This window comes from Neisseria sp. HMSC073G10 (assembly GCF_001812605.1).
Classification (GTDB): Bacteria; Pseudomonadota; Gammaproteobacteria; order Burkholderiales; family Neisseriaceae; genus Neisseria; species Neisseria subflava_A.
Genome location: NZ_KV809536.1, coordinates 426,921 through 443,661, shown reverse-complemented (window position 1 = coordinate 443,661; position 16,741 = coordinate 426,921). Strand labels below are relative to the sequence as shown.

Genomic DNA, 16,741 nt, shown 5'->3' with positions numbered 1-16,741 from the left:
GGAATTGGTAGACGCGCTAGCTTCAGGTGCTAGTGTCCTCACGGGCGTGGAAGTTCGAGTCTTCTCCTGGGCACCAAATAATTTGGTGCTTCTTTGCTTAAGAAAATTTAAATTGCCCAGGTGGCGGAATTGGTAGACGCGCTAGCTTCAGGTGCTAGTATCCTCACGGGTGTGGAAGTTCGAGTCTTCTCCTGGGCACCACTGATAAATCAATCAGTCAAGTTTTACATTATTCTGATAACAAGTCAGGATAATAGTCCACAGAGAGGTGGATGAGTGGTTTAAGTCGCACGCCTGGAAAGCGTGTATACGTGAATAGCGTATCGAGGGTTCGAATCCCTTCCTCTCTGCCATTTTCATTTTTATAAGTTTTTCATTACTTCTAAAACCGCATATTAAAGGCTAGGTTATCAATAACTTAGCCTTTTTTGTTATTCATCTGCCTTAAATTCATTTCGGGTATATTTCAATTCTTTTATCTTTTTTGTGGTATTTTATGTGTTATTACCCAAGGAGTAACACTTCATGCCAAAAATTGTGACGCCATTAAGCCTGTCTCAAATTAAAACAGCAAAACCTAAAGAGAAGGTTTACAAATTACCAGATGGGGGTGGGCTTGCCCTATGGATTTTGCCTTCAGGTTCTAAGTCTTGGAGGCTACAATACCGCCGCCCTGATGGGAAAATGAACACATTGACGCTGGGTTTATTTCCACGTTTCGGACTAGCAGATGCGCGGGCATGGCGAAAGGAGATGTTAGAAAAAATCAGAAATGGAACTGATCCGAAGGCAATTTCTGCGGACGTAGGAGCAGAGTTTCGTTTTGAAAATTGCTTGGTACTTTGGTTTGAAAAATGGAAGAAATCAGGTGGCAAACAAGGGATGGGTAAAAATCCGCGTTATGCAGCGCAAGTACTGTCGGCTTTAGAATTGAATGTACTACCTTTTTTTAAGGGAAAGGATATTCGTTCGATCAAGACGGCAGATATAGTAGCTGTTTTAAGGAAAATGGAAGAACGCGGGGCGCTTGAATATTTGAGGCGGGTCAAAGGTGCATTGGGATTGATGTTTGATTATTTTGTAGCAGATGGCTCTATCACTATAAATCCAGTCAGTGTTATTGGGAAACAAGTATTCGATAGGCCGCCTGAACGTCATTTCGATACACTGCGCTTTGATGAGCTACCACTCTTAGTGGAGAAGTTAGAAACATCTAAGGGAATTGGGGAACGAGCGCGGCTATTAATTTATTGGCAACTTTTGAGTATGACGCGGCCGTCGGAAGCAGCAGGAACTCGTCTGGATGAAATTAACTTAAAGGCAGGAACCTGGGAAATTCCAATTGAACGGATGAAAACAAGGCCGCATGTTGTCCCATTAAGTTCCGCTTTGACACGAATCTATTTTGAGGCATTAAGATTAAATGTGAATGGAGTATTCTTATTTGAAGGTTCAGGGTTTACCAAGCCATTGTCGTCCGAGACAGTCAGACTAAAGCTTCGTACTAAAATGAGGCTGGATACGACGGCACACGGTTTGCGGAGTCTAGCACGGACTTATTTGAGGGAGGTTTATAAGGTTCGCAGAGATGTAGGGGAATTACTGCTTTCGCATGGCATTACGGATAAGACAGAACGCGCTTATGACCGATCAGAGCTTTTAGAGGAGCGACGAGAAATGCTGGAAAACCTTGGTCGAGATGTGATGGCATTACGGGAAAAGTATCGGATAAAATAGTTTTGAGGTCGTCTGAAAAGTTTTCAGACGACCTTTTTATATATCCAAAACTTAAAAAACCCACCCAAAACCCCATCTGCTTGCCCACATATTCACTCTTTGCCAAAATCAAATCGTCATCTGAAGTGATATGTTCCTTGTGATTGTTGAGTAATGACAGCCGGAAAGACGGCATCCCAAAAAGCCGCCGTTGCCACTCCACAACGGCGGCTTTCCAAAAACAGCAAAACCAAAACCAAGACCATGTTCAAAGAACCCTGCCAAGTCATAGCAATCCACAGCCGCCCCTTATTTTTTTGCGGCTTATGGTTCATTACCGTCAGACTAAAAAATGAATACGGCTGGAAATTCGACCGCAAAGCCATGTTTGAAAGCAAAAAAGCAGCTGAAAGCCTAAAAATCGGAGACTACATCATCCCATGACCAGTCGCAAAATTGAAAACCTCATAAAAATCGGCACAGTTTCACAAACCGACCCTGTTGCCAACAGAATCCGCGCACAACACGGCGGTCTCATTACAGACTGGTTGCCATACTTTGTTCCTGCAGCGGGTGGCGTATCAATTTGGCGTTTACCTTCCATCGGCGAAGGTTGCATCATACTTTCTCCCAGCGGAGAACCCGAAAACGGAATTATTATTTGCGGCTTCTCAACCTCCCAACATCCTGCCCCATCCCAAAACCCAGACGAAACCATCATCCTCATGCCTGATGGAGCAGAGTTTAAATACAACCACGCAAAAAGCCATCTACAAATCGAAGGCATCAAAACTGCCGATATTACCGTCAAAGAAAAAGCCACCGTACACACCAAACACCTGACTATCGACAGTCCCGAGACAGACATCAAAGGCAAGCTAAACGTTACCGGACTACTTACATATCAGGGCGGCATGGCAGGAAGTGGTGGCAAAGGTGGAGCGGCAGCAGTTATCAAAGGCACAATACGCCAAGAATCAGGCAGCATCATCAGTAACGGGGTCAACCTAACCACCCACACCCACCAGGGCGACAGCGGCGGCACAACAGGACAGCCTAGATGACCAACGACCAAACAGGACGCGGCATCGGCTTAAAAGAACACATAGCCCAATCCATAAAGAACATACTCTTCACTCGCATCGGTAGCCGCCTCATGCGAGAAGACTACGGTAGCCTTCTGCCAGAGCTGATAGATATGCCGATGACCCAGACCGTTATAGCACTCTGCCATCAGGCTGCCGTCACTGCCATAGCGGCATGGGAGCCGCGCATTACCGTGCGCAGCATACACTTTGACCCGACCGCCGCCGCCAACGGACAACTAGCCATTACCATAGTCACAACCCTGACCGACGGCACAGAACAAACATTCCAAATCCAATAACGCAGAAACATGGCAGAAATTGACCTAACCCGCCTACCAGCCCCCAAAGTCATCGAAGAACTCGACTTTGAGACCATATTTGAGCGCAAAAAAGCGAACCTCATCGCCCTCGTCCCGGCTGGCATACGTCCAACCATTGCAGCCACCTTGAAACTCGAATCAGAGCCACTGACCATCGACCTTCAACAACAGGCATATCAAGAAATCATCCTGCGTCAACGCATAAACCAAGCAGCTGCAGCAACACTTTTAGCCTTCGCACAAGGAAGCGATCTTGACCACCTTGCCGCAGCCAAAGGCATAGAGCGGAAAACCATCATCGCTGCCGATCCAACCACCAATCCCCCCACAGAAGCCGTTTACGAAACCGACGATGACCTCCGCCGGCGCGTCCAGTTATATCCAGAGAAACTCGCAGCGGCAGGGCCTCGTGCAGCATACGAAGCCCATGCCCTTGATGCCGCCCCCGATATTACTGATGCCCGCGCCGTCAGAGTATCTCCAGGAACAGTCGCTGTTTATATCCAAACATCCAGCAACCAAGGCATACCTAGTGGCCGTACCCTTGAAACCGTCAATGCCTATCTTAGCGACGAGATCCGACGCCCACTCTGCGATACCGTAACCGTCCACGCCGGCACCCCGAAAGAAATACGCATATCCGCCCGTATTACCTATGAAGACGGCCCAGACAAAGAAATCGTCAAAGCCCGCCAGCTTCAAGACCTCAATCAAATGCTAGAGCAACATAAAAGACTCGGCGCACAAATTGCCTTGTCAAAAATCATTGGCGCACTTGATACAGATGGCGTCAAAAAAGTAGAGCTGATAGAGCCAAGACAAGACATCCTGTGTACAGACGGCGAATTTATAAAAATTACAGAAACCATTCTGACAGAAGCCTAAGCCATGCCGACAGTCATCCCAACCAACAACACCGACCTCCTGCAAGCCCTTGCACGCCTGACATCGCAAGAACTGGCAACTGTCTTCGACCTCGCAGTCATTACCAAAAGCCGCATTCCCGACAGTTGCCCTCCAGAATTCATACCATGGCTTGCATGGGAACGCTCCATAGGCAGTGACGAAGGCTGGAATATTACCGACACCGAAATCGCACGCCGAAAACTGATAGAAAACTATATTCAAAAGCATCAGCACAAAGGGACACCATCCGTCATCAGGCGCCTTTTCCGTGACCTAGGGTACGGAGAAATACAAATCATCGAAAATACCGCCAATCTTTACTGGAACGGAAACGCCGTCTTTGACGGCACACACCTATTCGGAGGCAGCAATGGAGAATGGGCGAAATACAGCATTAAATTAAGCCGCCCGGTTACCAATAATGAAGCCCAAAAGCTTCGAGAATGGTTGGAACGAATTGTCCCTCTCCGTTGCGAACTGCACAGCCTCGACTACCGAGACCACTCTATCTATTGGAACGGAGAAATCACATTCGACGGTAGTTACAACTTCGGCATAGCCTGACCCTAAAGGATAAAAAATGGCCAACGCAAAAGAACTCAACCAATACACCCAAAACGTCCGCCTCATCGAACCAGGCGACCGCGTTATAGGCGGCACTGATGCCCCAATCAATCAACCCCTGCAAGCGCTAGCTAACCGCACCTTATACCTTAAAACCCAAGTCGAATCCAAGATTGGCAATAAAGGTACGCAAGTTATAGAAGGCCAGCTCAACATTCAAACCAACGCATGGGAAAAAATCCGTTTTACCAATAGCGACGGCAGCTACTGGCGTTTTGAGACCGCCTCCGTATCTACAGGAGAAAACGGCGCACGCTTCAATTATGTTTTTACATCGGGAGGTCGAGAAATCGGGCGCGTACAATTCCCGCGCGTATCCGGATCGGAAAGCGTCGCCTATCAAAGTTGGGTCGAAGCCAATGCCGCCCGACTTGCTACTGACAAAATGAATGTCGCCACCACCAACTACTATGCAGACCAGTCCGGAGGCTATACCAAAAGTGGATTTTACCGATCCAATGCCCGTCAGCTTGACGGAAATACCCTGCCAACAATGGAAATCCACATTGCCCATCCGGAAGTAGTGAACGGCGCACACGCCCGCGGTATCGGTTTCTCATACGGCTCGTCGTCCAATCCGTTTCAGCTCGTTACCTCTGCTTGGGATGCCAACGGTCGTTATATCGGCATGAGAACCGTCTTGACCGAAGAAAACGGCGTCATGCTATCAAATGACCAAACCGTCGGCGGTGTCAAAACCTTTACATCAAAAGCCGTATTTAATGCGGGACTGTCCGTATCCGGCAATGGAAAATCTGCCGATATCCATACCGGTCCCAAAGATATTTATTTGCGTAATTCCAAGAGCAGCAAATATCTGCAACTTAAAGACGACGGTACATTGACATACAGTGATGTCAAAATCGCCCTTATGTCCGACAAATCAGATGCCGTCAATCTGGACAGTACCGACAATCTTGCCACATCCAAAGCCGTCAAAACCGCCTACGACAACAGTATCCGACGCGGAGGCGCAGTAGGTTTGGGCGGGCAGAATCATCAAATTGCCATCGGTTGGGACACGCCCGGACTGATTGCGCGTGTCGATAACAACGTGATGAATGTAGGCGTCCCCGTTGGTGCCGTCGCCTACTTTGCCCAAGATGTCCCACCATTTGGATGGTTAAAAGCAAACGGCGCGGCAGTATCCCGTACCGTCTATGCCAACCTGTTCGCCGCCATCGGCGAACGTTACGGCCGTGGTGACGGACGCACCACTTTCAACTTGCCCGACTTGCGCGGCGAATTTATCCGATCATGGGATGACGGCAGAGAAATTGATAGAAATCGTGTCTTAGGCTCATGGCAGGCGGATGAGTTCCGCAGCCACAGCCACGGCATCGGCGTCAACCGCATGTCCGACACCGACAGGGGTAGCAATCCGTCAACCGTATCGGTTGACACTGTCGGCCAAACCGACCCGGCTGGCGGCATTGAAACCCGTCCTAGAAATATCGCCCTGCTGGCATGCATCAAGGCATAAGCCGCCTTAAACTGTTTAGAAAGGTAAAAAAATGACCCAAAACATCCAATGGACAAAACCCGTTTGCCAACTTGATGCCGACCATCTCTACATCGGCCAAACCACAGCCGATCTGGACATCATGGCACGCGACGGCAGCTATCTGATTCCCGCCGGTTGCATCGACACCGACCCGCCTCAAATCAGCGCAGGCAAAGCCGCCCGCTGGAACGGCGAAGGCTGGGACTTCATCGAAGACCATCGCGGCAAAACTGCCTACCGAAAAACTGATCGCACAGCCGTTATCATCGACCAAATCGGCAGCCTTTCAGACGACCTGACATTTTTAAAACCTTCCTCACAGTTTGACGAATGGGATGGAGAAAAATGGATGGAAAACCAAGACAAAAAAGCACAAATTGAAGCCGAATTTCTAAACGCGTCCAAGGCTGCTTTAATCCGCGCCATCAACCGTCAAGCCCAAACCATTGTTGCCCAAAAATCAGGCATGGACGACCTCCCTGCCTTTGAAGTGCAGAGCTGGCCTATCCAGGCCGCTGAAGCCAGCGCATGGTCGGTAGATAAAAGCGCGGCCACGCCCGTTTTAGATCAAATTGCCCAATCGCGCGGAATAGATGCAGACAAACTCAAAGCCGCCGCCCTGCGCAAAACCGTTGCCTATGAGTCCCTCTGCGCTACCGTTGCAGGCAAACGCCAAGCCATCGAGAAACAAATCGAAGCCGCCCAAAACTTAGACGAACTCAACGTCATCAACACCGAAATCAATATCTGATTTACAAGGCCGCCTGAAAATGAAATCAAACATCAAAGCCTACTTCAAGAATCTTGCCATTGCTGCCGACCAAACAATTAATGCCGTATTTGGCGGCTACCCGGACGAGACCCTGTCCAGCCGCCTCTACCGCAAAGATGTCGAAGCAAACAAAAGTCACTGGACAGCCATCCGAAAAGCAGTTGACGCACTATTTTTCTGGCAGAAGAGCCACTGTCGAGCCGCCTATCTTCGCGAAAAACAAAAAGCCCACTTCCCTGAAAGTCTCAAATGACCATCCAGACAAAAAACCTGACCTTATACAAAGGCGATACCCGTATTTTCAGAATCGGCTTTGACGGTGGAGGCCTGCCATTCGAGCCTAAATCCGCGCAATGGGCAATGACTGTCCGCGGGCAGACAGGCGAAGAGCTACGCCCCCAAATCAGTGTCAGCGGGCAAGAAATTATTATTACTTTCCCCGCCCACTTGACTCAAAACACCGCATGGACATTAGGCCAATACGACCTACGCGCCGTTTTCGGGGGAATCGTCTGTACCGTCCTGCGCGGAGAAATCTACATTGCTCCCTCCATTACCAACGTCAGCGGCATTATCGGCGAGAGTACCGAACCCGTCCGCGTCAGCATCATGGAGCAGGGGCTAGTCGTCGTATCCCCTGCCGAAAGCACACCAACCGCCGGCGTATCTCCTGAAAAAATACGGGAAATCGTAAAAGAGGTCATTAAAGAAACACAAAACGGCAACGGCACGGAACACATACCGTCAACTAGACCTGAACAACCGGTTGCCCCTACTCCGAATCCAGCTGCATCCACTGACCTGACCGACGAAACACTGGCAGAAGTGTATAAAAAATTAGGAAATAAACAATGACATCAAAATTAGATCAAGCCGTACTGGCAATTACCGATGCAGTAGTGGCGGCAAAAGAAGAATCCGCAAAAGCCAAAAAACTTGCAGAAAATCCAAACGTGACCGCCTCTCTTGACGAAGAAGGCCGTCTGAAACTAAACGACAATACGTCCGACATCCACCTCATTACACCTGCCAAGGTATCAGAAGCGGTAGGCAATGCCTTTGCCGATGTCAAAACACCATCGCTGATTATTACCGAACAGGCCAAGTTCGAGGGCGAACAAATCCAAGCTGCTGCCAAGATTGCCATTGAAAAAGGCAAGTTCTATATCGAGGACGCCTTGACGCCCGAACTGCGCAAAAAAGTTTACGACGGTTGGTACAAAAACAATCCTTCCAAAGAAGACGCATTGAATATCGTCCGTCTGATTCAGGCATGGTACGACCGTCTACCGTCTAACGTCTTTATTTCTTCGCGCGGCGGCTTTTTTCCGGTAACGAAGAATACAGGTTACAAACCCGAATACTACGGCGCGGACGGACGGCAAATTTCCGTCGGCGGCATGAAGCTGACGGTCAACGGCCAACAGCCCTGCATTACCTTTCATCATTCCGTTTTTAATGTGTACGACTTCTCGTTGGCAGAGTTTTGCGTGGAAGAAATGGGGCAGGACGTGTTCCACTTGTGCGGCAAATCCGAGGGCAACACCATTCTGCACGGCGGCAAAATTACCACCCGTGCCTATAAAGACTATGGCTACACATCGGGCATGGCCGACCCTGACAAACGCTGGATTCCGCATATCGACGGCTGGACGCGCGAAAAACCGCACATCGGCACGGGTATGGCGCTGAAAGGTACGGCGGAGGCAGGTTTCAATACCACCACACTGTCCCACGATGTTGCCCGTTACATGAACAATTCGGCTGATACATCAGGCGTACAACAACCTGAAGGATATACACGCGAAAAAATCCGCCAACTGCACATTGACGAATCGAGCCAACGCTACCGCAGCGTCGGCGGCTACTGGAATTCAGACGGCCTGTCGCAATTCCCGCAAGATGACGGCACGGTTGCGCCCACATTCGGCCTCTGGCGCGGTGGTCAGGTATGGAGTCGCGGTTACGGTTGGCGACTGTTCGACTGCAGAGGCACAGAAATCCGCTACTTCGACGTACGGGGATTCACTGGCGGCGCAGTAATTGCAGGTTTACATGGTTCTCCGTCCGGAGAGGATGTAGGCGCCGGCGAAGTCGCCAAGGCCTACGAAAAAGGCATGGTTGCCGTCAACACTCGCATCACGGGCGGATACTTTAACCACAACTATACCTGCGGTGTGGAAGCAGTCCGCGTATCAGGCTACGAACTTTGCGGCATCTTCGCACCTGATTCTGTAGTCGGACACCCCGATGCGCATCTAGAACATGTGCGTGGCTGGAATAATTCCACCGTCAGCCTCGATCCGGGTTATCAGCAATGCACATCCCGATACCTGCCAATGGACAACCTATTCATCCACGACAACGTGTTCGGTTTTGGCAAGCGCAAGGTAATGGATATTCATACCGGCAACAACGTCAAAATCGTAAACAACAGTGGCCGTGCCATGTACTACGGCATTTCCACCGTGATCGAAGAAGTATTTGCCGCGACGGACGGACGCGCCTCCAAAATTGCAGACCCGTACAGTTTCTATTACCAAGACAGCAATATCGAAATTACCGGGAATACCATTGTCAGCGGCAATATCGGCATTCATCCGATTAATGGTGCATTGGGAGTGCTTTCCCGCCGCAATCAGAAGAAATGGTGGCTGCGTTGCCGTCAACTAATTAACGACAATACGGTCTATGCCCCGCGCGGTTTGCAATGCAACTACGGGCATAACCACTTTTTGATTGAACGCAACCAGTTTACGTTTGCCCTGCCGTTCGGCGATTTTTACGGCATGCGCTACGTTTCAGGATTTGCTGTTACCAATGGTGGCAGCGGCTATACCACCGCCCCTAAAGTCATCATCACAGGAGGCGGTGCGGAAGCCTTCGGCGCAGAAGGCGAAGCAGTAGTGAAAGACGGTAAAGTTACCGAAATCAAGCTGCGCCGCATCGGCAGCCGCTACGACACACCGCCAACCGTAACCCTCGAAGGAGGCGGTGGTACGGGTGCGACGGCTACCGCAACCGTCAACACATCGACATACGGCATGAGCGTGGGCGCAGAAGCGCGTTACGGCACAATGTTGGCTGCACAAATCCGCGGGAACTACATTCAAAACTCACCCGACGGCAACTTCATGCGCCAGATGATAATCGGCAAGTTGCGCGGCTCGTCCATTGTCGGCAATCACTGCGATATTACCCCGTACAAGAACGCCGAGCAGGGAAAAACCGAAGTGGGACAACCCTATACAGTTGACACAGTTAAATACCGAAACGGCCTACTAAGTGCAGGTTTCTACCCTATCGGCGAATTAGACAACTGTACCGTTGCCGAAAATTACATGCACAACCAACTGACCGATACAGTAGAAGTATGGACAGGTGCGCGTAACCACAAAAATACACAGACTACTGACTATGCCGCCACCCTGATGCAGGCGAAGCTGACAGATTTAGAGGCCGAAATCACTAAACTCAAAGCATCGACAGCAGGCAAAGCGTCAGAGACAGTCACACAGCCGACACCAGAAACGGTAGTACCAAAAGCTGATTCAGCAACACCTAAAGAAGAACCTGAACGGCCGGCACCCACTAATGAACAGCCTGCACCTGCCGCCCCAGAAACATATATTAAATTCACATTTAACGGCCTCGAATCCAGCTCCACCGAAGCCGTTGGCAGCAATAGTGAGGCTCGTCTGAAGAGCATCATCAATGCACTACGTGCAGGAGAGCCGGAAGGATGGGTAGGTGCATTTGGAGAAGAAGGCAACATCCGTTACATGAAGGCACAGGCAGGCGAAAACGGTAGAGGCCACCGCTATATCGAAAGTAGCGGAGTTAGTGCCGCAACCGGTACTCCGACCACAGTTATTATGCCGTTCAAACTTGAAAAAGGAGGCACACCAGGGGCAGCGTTTATCCTGCTGCCGATGACGGGCGAAAGTTCTGCCGTTGGCGGCGTAACCGCTACTCATGGCGAAAACGGTTTTACCCTACGCATGCCGGAAAATGCCACAGTGGATGGCAAAGTCAACCGAGCAGGCAATACCTATTCCTACGGTGAATGGCATATAGCCGTTGTACCTTGGAATACCGCTTTCGACAAAATCCGTATCGGTACCAGCCACGTTGCCAATACAGGCCGTACAGTTCGAATCAGGGCAGGGTTTGAAATCGTACAAGGAGATGTGTCCAAAGCCGCCGACAAAGGCACGGCATTGATGACAGGATTTGGCATCGCCGCCGCTTAAGACAAACAAAGATAGTGTATTTCACAGTCAATAAACTTTACATTTCTTAAAGTTGCAACAATACGCACCCTGATTTGTTCAGGGTGTTTTGTTTGATATTAAATGGTTTTGCGTTTTATTTTTTTATTTATTTTTCAGTAGACTAAAAATCGCCGGCGAAAATCCGGTTTAATTTTTCATTTATATCTTTCCACTTGAAAATCTTGGCCGTTCTTCAAAAGTGTGAACGCTATTACCGCCAGTTTCCGCATAAGTGCGACGATTATCACTTTCGGCCTTTTGCCGTTCTTTTGCAGTCGGCTTACATACTTGGCAAAGTTTCTGCTTCGGTATGCGTGCATAGCCGGAATAAACAAGGTTGTTCGCAAATGGGTATTGCCCAACTTAGAAATACGCGGTCTGCCTTTTAGGCTTGTTCCTGACTGGTTTTCCTTGGGGTCTAAGCCTAGGTAGGCTACAAATTGCGCTGCGCTCTTGAATCGTTCCTTTTGGATCAGAACTGACAAAAGGCTGTTGGCCGCTGCTTCGCCTATGCCTGTGATGGTTTTCAGGCGCTCTTTTTGGGTTTTGTAGTCGGGATTGTCTTTGTGAAACTGGTTCAGTTGGTTTTGAACGGCTTTGATTTGCTGTTGAAGATGGATAATGGTGGACTGTATCAGTGGGAGCAGGTAGGTGGGGGCGGTTTGGAGTTTGGTTTGTTCGGCTGCTTTTTGGCGTTTCAGGCGGTGTTGGTATCGTGTCAGTTCTTGCAGTTTTGTTTGTGCTTCGGTGGGTTTCTGCCACGGTCGGGGTTCTAGTGCTTTGCAGTATTGGGCTATGGTTTTTGCGTCTTGGCGGTCTGTTTTGCTTCTTTGTAAAACGGCTGTTCCGAAACCTTTTATTTTACGTGGGTTCTCTACACTCATTCGGTAGTATCTGCTCAAATATTCAGCTGCTGCTTCGTAGTATTTCCCTGTTGCTTCGCAACAGCAATGCAGCCTTTCTGTTGCGCCGTTTTCTTTCAGCCAGTCTTTCAATTCTTGAAATCCAACCTTGCTGTTTTTGAACTTACGCTCAAAAAAAAGGCCGTCTGAAATCAGACAGCAATCTAGTGTTGCTTTTGATACGTCTATGCCTAAGTACATGGGGTTTTGCCTTATGAATACGGGCTTTTTGCCCTAGATAGTGTTCAAATTCAGGTTATTAGAAAACCCGTGCTTCAATCTTTGTTACAGCCTTGTAGCTGTGCCGTACTTACGAAGTCACGGGCTTTGCTTGGTGTTTCGTCAAACGCCAAGCCCTGAAAATGCTGGTTTCACGTTCAGGGCTTGGGGCTTTAAATGTTTTTGCCTTCGGCGACGTTCGCCACGTGGCAGGGGTTGGCGCAAAAAAACCGCACCAACCCCGCTTTTTAGCGTTTTTTGGTGCGTGAGCGTCAAGGGGTATCCAAAAAGATTTATAAAGACGATAAAGCTGTCTTTACAAATCTTTCTGGACGTCCTCCCCCTGACTTGTGTTTAAATAACTAGATATTATTTAAATAACCCATACCAGCAAAGATTATTACATATATTATAGATGCTAAGATAACAATACCCACCGATTTTAAAAAGGTACTAAATGCTTTTTTCATGCCGCCTACTTCGTAAGCACGTCCAACAAAAAAAGCTGTTATTACCCAAAAAATTGGGATGTATGCGTAATTCATCAATTAACCTTTCCGCCCTCATTACTTAGGGCTTTATCTTCGTATCCGTCATACATCAAATTCTGCGGACTCTTTCCACCCATTGTCAAGACTTGCGGCTGGTCAGGCGTGTATGCGGTCTCCGTCGGTTTTGCGGCTTCTGCCGTCTGCATTTTGTAGGGGTTGAATGGTAATCCGTCTTTGACGTAGTTCAAGCAGGTCTGTTTGCCGATGTCTTTAATCTTCGTGCCTTGGTCGGTGTAGCAGGTGCAGCGGTTCTCTGCTTTGATACAGGCGGCAGGCCAAGGCATGACTTTTACGGCTTTGTTCATGCCGTCGTATATCGGTGCGGTTTCGGGGCGTTCGGCGATACGAGGCTGATAGTCTTCTTCTGTCAGATGGGGCTTTGGCGGTTCTGACGGCGTTTGCACCTTTGCGGCTACGTACTGCCCCGCTGCGCCGTCGTCCGCCGCGGGAGCGGCTGCCGCCTGCGCTTCGGGGCTTGCCGCTTGCGCGGCAACGTGTGCCTGTGCCGTTTGTCCCGCTGTTTCTATTGGTTTTTCCATATTTTTCCAAAAGGAAGCGAAATAATACAAACCTCCACCAAGCATGGCTATTGCGATGGGTATCAGGTACAGAACCTTGCTACGCTTGGTTCTGATTTTGGTGTGTTCTTCAGCGGACTTGTACAGCCCATACACGCTTTTATCAAGCCTATACACGCTGATTAGGGCTTCCCTGATGTTTGCCCTGCTTTCAGGGTCTTTTGCGCCGCCTGTCGTCCATTCGAGCTTACGGCGCAGTCCTAAATTAGTCTTGCCGAAATGGGTGTGGTGTTCTATCAGTCCGCGCAAATGGACGTCTATCAGACGGGGATGTTGAGTTATCAAGAGGAAATCAAGACCACGGTGTCTATGTGTTTCAAGTTCGGCGACGTAGTCAGGTACTTTCGAACCGCTAGGACGTGGGCGGAATATGCGTTGGCATTCGTCAACAACGATAATCGCGCCCGGCGGTGCCCACTTCGGCCATGTCTGAATGCTTTCTCCTTCTGGTATTTCTTCATGTGGTATTTTCAGGTCAAGAATGCCGTCTACATAAAGCGGACGATTCATAAAGTCTTTTTGCTTGGCAAGCATGGAAACGACTTTCAGGGTTTTGCCCGAACCCGGTACGCCTGTTAACAGATATAACATGTTTTCTTCCTATTTCGACTGAATGATGGTAGACAGTTTTTTAAAGCCTTTTAGGGATATTACGAAGCTGAACGCACCAAATATCCAATTCAGAATGACACCGAATCCCGCTATATACAGTATTTGCAAGGCTTCGTCGGGGAAACCGCCGATACTACGGCTTATTTCGTTAATGAAATAATCCTGCAAAGCATTCAGTCCTGTTACTGAAATAAAACTCAAACCTACGGCGGTCAGTATGCGCCCTGCTACGGACATGAGGACGCCTGTTATCAATGATGCCCAGTTCATTTCACAATTCCTTTACGGATTCATAGACAAAATAGGCACATGTCAGCACGCATATTGCGATGAAGATGGGGCGCAGCTTGCGCGCCAAGTCGCACAACGGGTCATAGCTGAACTCTACCTGTCCCAATGCACCGAAATCTACGGAGCGGGGAGCGGGACACTTCCCGTCAGACTGGAACACGTCCAAAGGCTTGAAATTCAGGTCTATGGTCTGTTCAGGTAGTTTAATATCTTCCGACTTTCCTCCCAAAATACATTGAGCAGTATTCGGGTTCTGCTTACAAAAATCTTGTTTCTGATTCTCTTCGTTTTGATTTTGCTGCCCTGTCGGATTGTTCGGCTGATTCGGTGTATTTGGCGAATTCGGGCTATTTGGTGCGTTTGGCGTGTCTGGACTCTCCTGTCTGCTCGGTGTTGTCTTTTCGGGCTTATTCGGTGCTTCTGGACTGTTTGGCTTTAAATCTGGACGCGGAACATAATCAACGCCTACAGTGCCATCTTGATTCATTTTGAATCTTGTTTGTTGAGGGGTGCTACTACCTTCAGGGGTATATGGCGCACTAAGTGCGGTATCAGGGCTAAATGTGCTTGGCTCGGCAGATTGATTCATAACGCCCATTTTTGCCAGTTGGTTCATCAACTCGGCATGGTTTGTCTGATTGTTTTCAAGCATACGCTTGAGAATGTCTAACATTTCTTTTTGTGTCAGCATGAAATCTTCAGGTTTTACTTGGCTTTGATTTTGTGCAATCTTCTCTTTTTCTGATTCTGGAACTGTACCTTCTTTATATGTATTGTAATAAACATAGACACGTTTATCTGATGGAGTGCTAACAGTAATCCTTGATGGTGATGAATTAGGAATGTCAATATCAACATGAGAAGAAAAACGGCCTAGATTATCAGAAAAGACGTCCAAAGAATTACTTTTTGAACCATTTAAATTAATTCCAAATTTAGAATAGAAAACATAATTTTGATAACTGCCATTTATATTTACTATCAATTGATATTTAATCATTCGATTCTTTTTTGCTTCTTCGTCTTTCTTCTGTTCTTCTTTCTTTTGTTGGTCTTGTTGTTGCGCTTTTTGTGCTGCTTCTGCTGCTTTTTTAGCTGCTGCGTTTGCTACTGCTTTTTGATAGTTGCCTTCGGCTTCTGCTTGGCGTTGAGATTGTTCTGCTTGTTTATAAATATTTTGATATTTACCCTCTAAATAACCGTCACCAAAACTACTACCTAAATCTACAATACCACTTATAGGGCCACCAAATACACCATCAATAAATCGAGATACGGACTGTAAAGCATTACTGGCAGCAGCTCCGTAATTGCCTTGCGCGATATTTCGACCGACTTCAGCGGCATAACTGGAGGCGGCATTAGATCCATTTGCAATGCCATTACCTATCATAATTGTATTAGCTGCCTTTTGGAGCTTACCAGACTCAACTTTCTGATTCACAGTCGTATTCATCGTGCCAGTTTCGCCATATCGGCCTGTAACCGTTACAGTTTTGCCTTGGCTACCATTAATATTTCCGCCATTTTTAGTTACTGTCGGTTTGCCGTTGTTCTGTACATCAACTTTCCAAACGCCTGTTTTTGGATCGTAGCCACGACGTTGCAGGGCTTGGTCACTTGGGAAACCTGCATTTTGATGTTGTGCCGGCGGCGGCAATCCCACTTCTGCCCATGCCTGCTCTACGACCAAGAGCGAGCCAAGACATACAAAAAGACGGCTAATGTTAGGGGCTTTACCATACCCAATAAAAATGCTGATTCGGGTGTCATTCTTCATTTCTTTCTCTCTGCCATAAAACCAGTTTCACAATAACGACAACGGCAAAAAGTGAAATCATTGCAAACATTATCTGTGTGCCGATTTGTTCGCCGAAACGGTAATATTTCATGCTATCGCACTGCGGAAATTGAAGTTTTACGGTCTGTTCGTTATAAGTCCAAGTCTGTCCGTTAAAAACGGGGTGATGCAACACCCCGTCTTTGTCTATGGTCGGTACGACTTGAGTCATCACTTCGTTTGTTGCCTGCTCTGCCGTTTCATGACAGATTCTGCCGACCTGATAACCCATGTTGCACCTTATGCAGAGCGTTTCACTGCGGATTTGATAACACTAATGGAAACGGCGGCAACGGCCAAAGCAACGGCAACCGCGCCGACGGCAATAATGCCTGTTTTCAATGAAGCCAATTCTGTTTTGGCGGCATCGACCATGCCGTTATCGTCAGCAAATGCCAATACCGGCAATGCTGCAACGGTTACAAATGCGGCTGCTTTTTGAAATTTGGTTTTAATACTCATGATATTTTCCTTTATGGAGTTAAAAAAATGGTTGTGGCGGTGTTTCGGGGTCAATTCAGGGGACACCGCCGAACCCCTGAAA

The 16,741-nt window shown here is 48.3% G+C and carries 18 protein-coding genes and 3 tRNA genes (1 of these 21 running past the window's edge); 14 read left to right on the top strand and 7 right to left on the bottom strand.

The genetic code is table 11. The annotated features are described in order from the left end of the window. The 14 genes from HMPREF2865_RS12270 to HMPREF2865_RS10410 all read left to right on the top strand — a co-directional run. Positions 1–76: transfer RNA gene (locus HMPREF2865_RS12270), tRNA-Leu, on the top strand; it begins 134 nt to the left of the window's first position. Positions 77–114: 38 nt separating this feature from the next. Next, positions 115–201, top strand: a tRNA-Leu gene (locus tag HMPREF2865_RS10470). A 61-nt stretch (positions 202–262) separates the two neighbouring features. Further along, positions 263–353, top strand: a tRNA-Ser gene (locus HMPREF2865_RS10465). A 172-nt stretch (positions 354–525) separates the two neighbouring features. Beyond that, positions 526–1,737 (top strand): tyrosine-type recombinase/integrase, encoded by a 1,212-nt coding sequence (locus HMPREF2865_RS10460; protein ID WP_070647038.1) that lies wholly within the window; start codon positions 526–528, stop codon positions 1,735–1,737. A gap of 153 nt (positions 1,738–1,890) precedes the next feature. Continuing rightward, positions 1,891–2,160, top strand: a complete 270-nt coding sequence (locus HMPREF2865_RS10455; protein WP_070647037.1) for a hypothetical protein — start codon at positions 1,891–1,893, stop codon at positions 2,158–2,160. Continuing rightward, positions 2,157–2,780, top strand: a complete 624-nt coding sequence (locus tag HMPREF2865_RS10450; RefSeq protein WP_070647035.1) for a phage baseplate assembly protein V — start codon at positions 2,157–2,159, stop codon at positions 2,778–2,780. Before HMPREF2865_RS10455 ends, HMPREF2865_RS10450 begins: the two co-directional genes overlap by 4 nt. After that, positions 2,777–3,103 (top strand): GPW/gp25 family protein, encoded by a 327-nt coding sequence (locus HMPREF2865_RS10445; protein ID WP_070647033.1) that lies wholly within the window; start codon positions 2,777–2,779, stop codon positions 3,101–3,103. The genes HMPREF2865_RS10450 and HMPREF2865_RS10445 overlap by 4 nt, the downstream gene beginning before the upstream one ends. Positions 3,104–3,112: 9 nt before the next feature. Then, positions 3,113–4,009 carry a baseplate assembly protein gene (locus HMPREF2865_RS10440; RefSeq protein WP_070647030.1) on the top strand — a complete coding sequence of 299 codons (897 nt, stop codon included), beginning with the start codon at positions 3,113–3,115 and terminating at the stop codon, positions 4,007–4,009. A 3-nt stretch (positions 4,010–4,012) separates the two neighbouring features. Then, the gene (locus HMPREF2865_RS10435) at positions 4,013–4,594 is read left to right on the top strand and encodes a phage tail protein I (protein ID WP_070647028.1); all 582 of its coding nucleotides are present in this window, start codon (positions 4,013–4,015) and stop codon (positions 4,592–4,594) included. Between the two features lie 16 nt (positions 4,595–4,610). After that, positions 4,611–6,137 (top strand): tail fiber protein, encoded by a 1,527-nt coding sequence (locus tag HMPREF2865_RS12445; RefSeq protein ID WP_070647026.1) that lies wholly within the window; start codon positions 4,611–4,613, stop codon positions 6,135–6,137. 31 nt (positions 6,138–6,168) lie between these two features. Further along, on the top strand, positions 6,169–6,909 hold the full coding sequence (locus HMPREF2865_RS10425; RefSeq protein WP_070647024.1) for a tail fiber assembly protein: 741 nt from the start codon (positions 6,169–6,171) through the stop codon (positions 6,907–6,909). Positions 6,910–6,928: 19 nt separating this feature from the next. Further along, on the top strand, positions 6,929–7,183 hold the full coding sequence (locus HMPREF2865_RS10420; RefSeq protein WP_070647023.1) for a hypothetical protein: 255 nt from the start codon (positions 6,929–6,931) through the stop codon (positions 7,181–7,183). Beyond that, the gene (locus HMPREF2865_RS10415; protein ID WP_070647021.1) at positions 7,180–7,785 is read left to right on the top strand and encodes a hypothetical protein; all 606 of its coding nucleotides are present in this window, start codon (positions 7,180–7,182) and stop codon (positions 7,783–7,785) included. Before HMPREF2865_RS10420 ends, HMPREF2865_RS10415 begins: the two co-directional genes overlap by 4 nt. Beyond that, the gene (locus HMPREF2865_RS10410) at positions 7,782–11,183 is read left to right on the top strand and encodes a hypothetical protein (RefSeq protein WP_070647019.1); all 3,402 of its coding nucleotides are present in this window, start codon (positions 7,782–7,784) and stop codon (positions 11,181–11,183) included. Before HMPREF2865_RS10415 ends, HMPREF2865_RS10410 begins: the two co-directional genes overlap by 4 nt. A gap of 176 nt (positions 11,184–11,359) precedes the next feature. On the opposite strand, the gene HMPREF2865_RS10405 is transcribed toward HMPREF2865_RS10410, so the two are convergent. The 7 genes from HMPREF2865_RS10405 to HMPREF2865_RS10375 all read right to left on the bottom strand — a co-directional run bounded on the left by HMPREF2865_RS10405 (position 11,360) and on the right by HMPREF2865_RS10375 (position 16,659). After that, a complete protein-coding gene (locus HMPREF2865_RS10405) occupies positions 11,360–12,307 on the bottom strand; it encodes an IS110 family RNA-guided transposase (protein WP_070647017.1) in 948 nt (315 codons plus the stop codon). A 380-nt stretch (positions 12,308–12,687) separates the two neighbouring features. Then, complete coding sequence (locus HMPREF2865_RS10400) at positions 12,688–12,870, bottom strand: hypothetical protein (RefSeq protein ID WP_070647015.1); 183 nt, start codon at positions 12,868–12,870, stop codon at positions 12,688–12,690. After that, on the bottom strand, positions 12,870–14,045 hold the full coding sequence (locus tag HMPREF2865_RS10395) for a zonular occludens toxin domain-containing protein (RefSeq protein ID WP_070647014.1): 1,176 nt from the start codon (positions 14,043–14,045) through the stop codon (positions 12,870–12,872). Before HMPREF2865_RS10395 ends, HMPREF2865_RS10400 begins: the two co-directional genes overlap by 1 nt. Positions 14,046–14,054: 9 nt before the next feature. Then, complete coding sequence (locus HMPREF2865_RS10390; protein ID WP_070459371.1) at positions 14,055–14,336, bottom strand: DUF2523 family protein; 282 nt, start codon at positions 14,334–14,336, stop codon at positions 14,055–14,057. Between the two features lies 1 nt (position 14,337). Next, the gene (locus HMPREF2865_RS10385; RefSeq protein ID WP_070647012.1) at positions 14,338–16,137 is read right to left on the bottom strand and encodes a virulence factor TspB C-terminal domain-related protein; all 1,800 of its coding nucleotides are present in this window, start codon (positions 16,135–16,137) and stop codon (positions 14,338–14,340) included. Beyond that, positions 16,127–16,429: a hypothetical protein gene (locus HMPREF2865_RS10380; RefSeq protein ID WP_070647010.1), complete on the bottom strand. Its 303-nt coding sequence runs from the start codon at positions 16,427–16,429 to the stop codon at positions 16,127–16,129. Before HMPREF2865_RS10380 ends, HMPREF2865_RS10385 begins: the two co-directional genes overlap by 11 nt. Before the next feature lie 8 nt (positions 16,430–16,437). After that, complete coding sequence (locus tag HMPREF2865_RS10375) at positions 16,438–16,659, bottom strand: hypothetical protein (RefSeq protein WP_070647008.1); 222 nt, start codon at positions 16,657–16,659, stop codon at positions 16,438–16,440. Between the last annotated feature and the right edge of the window lie 82 nt (positions 16,660–16,741).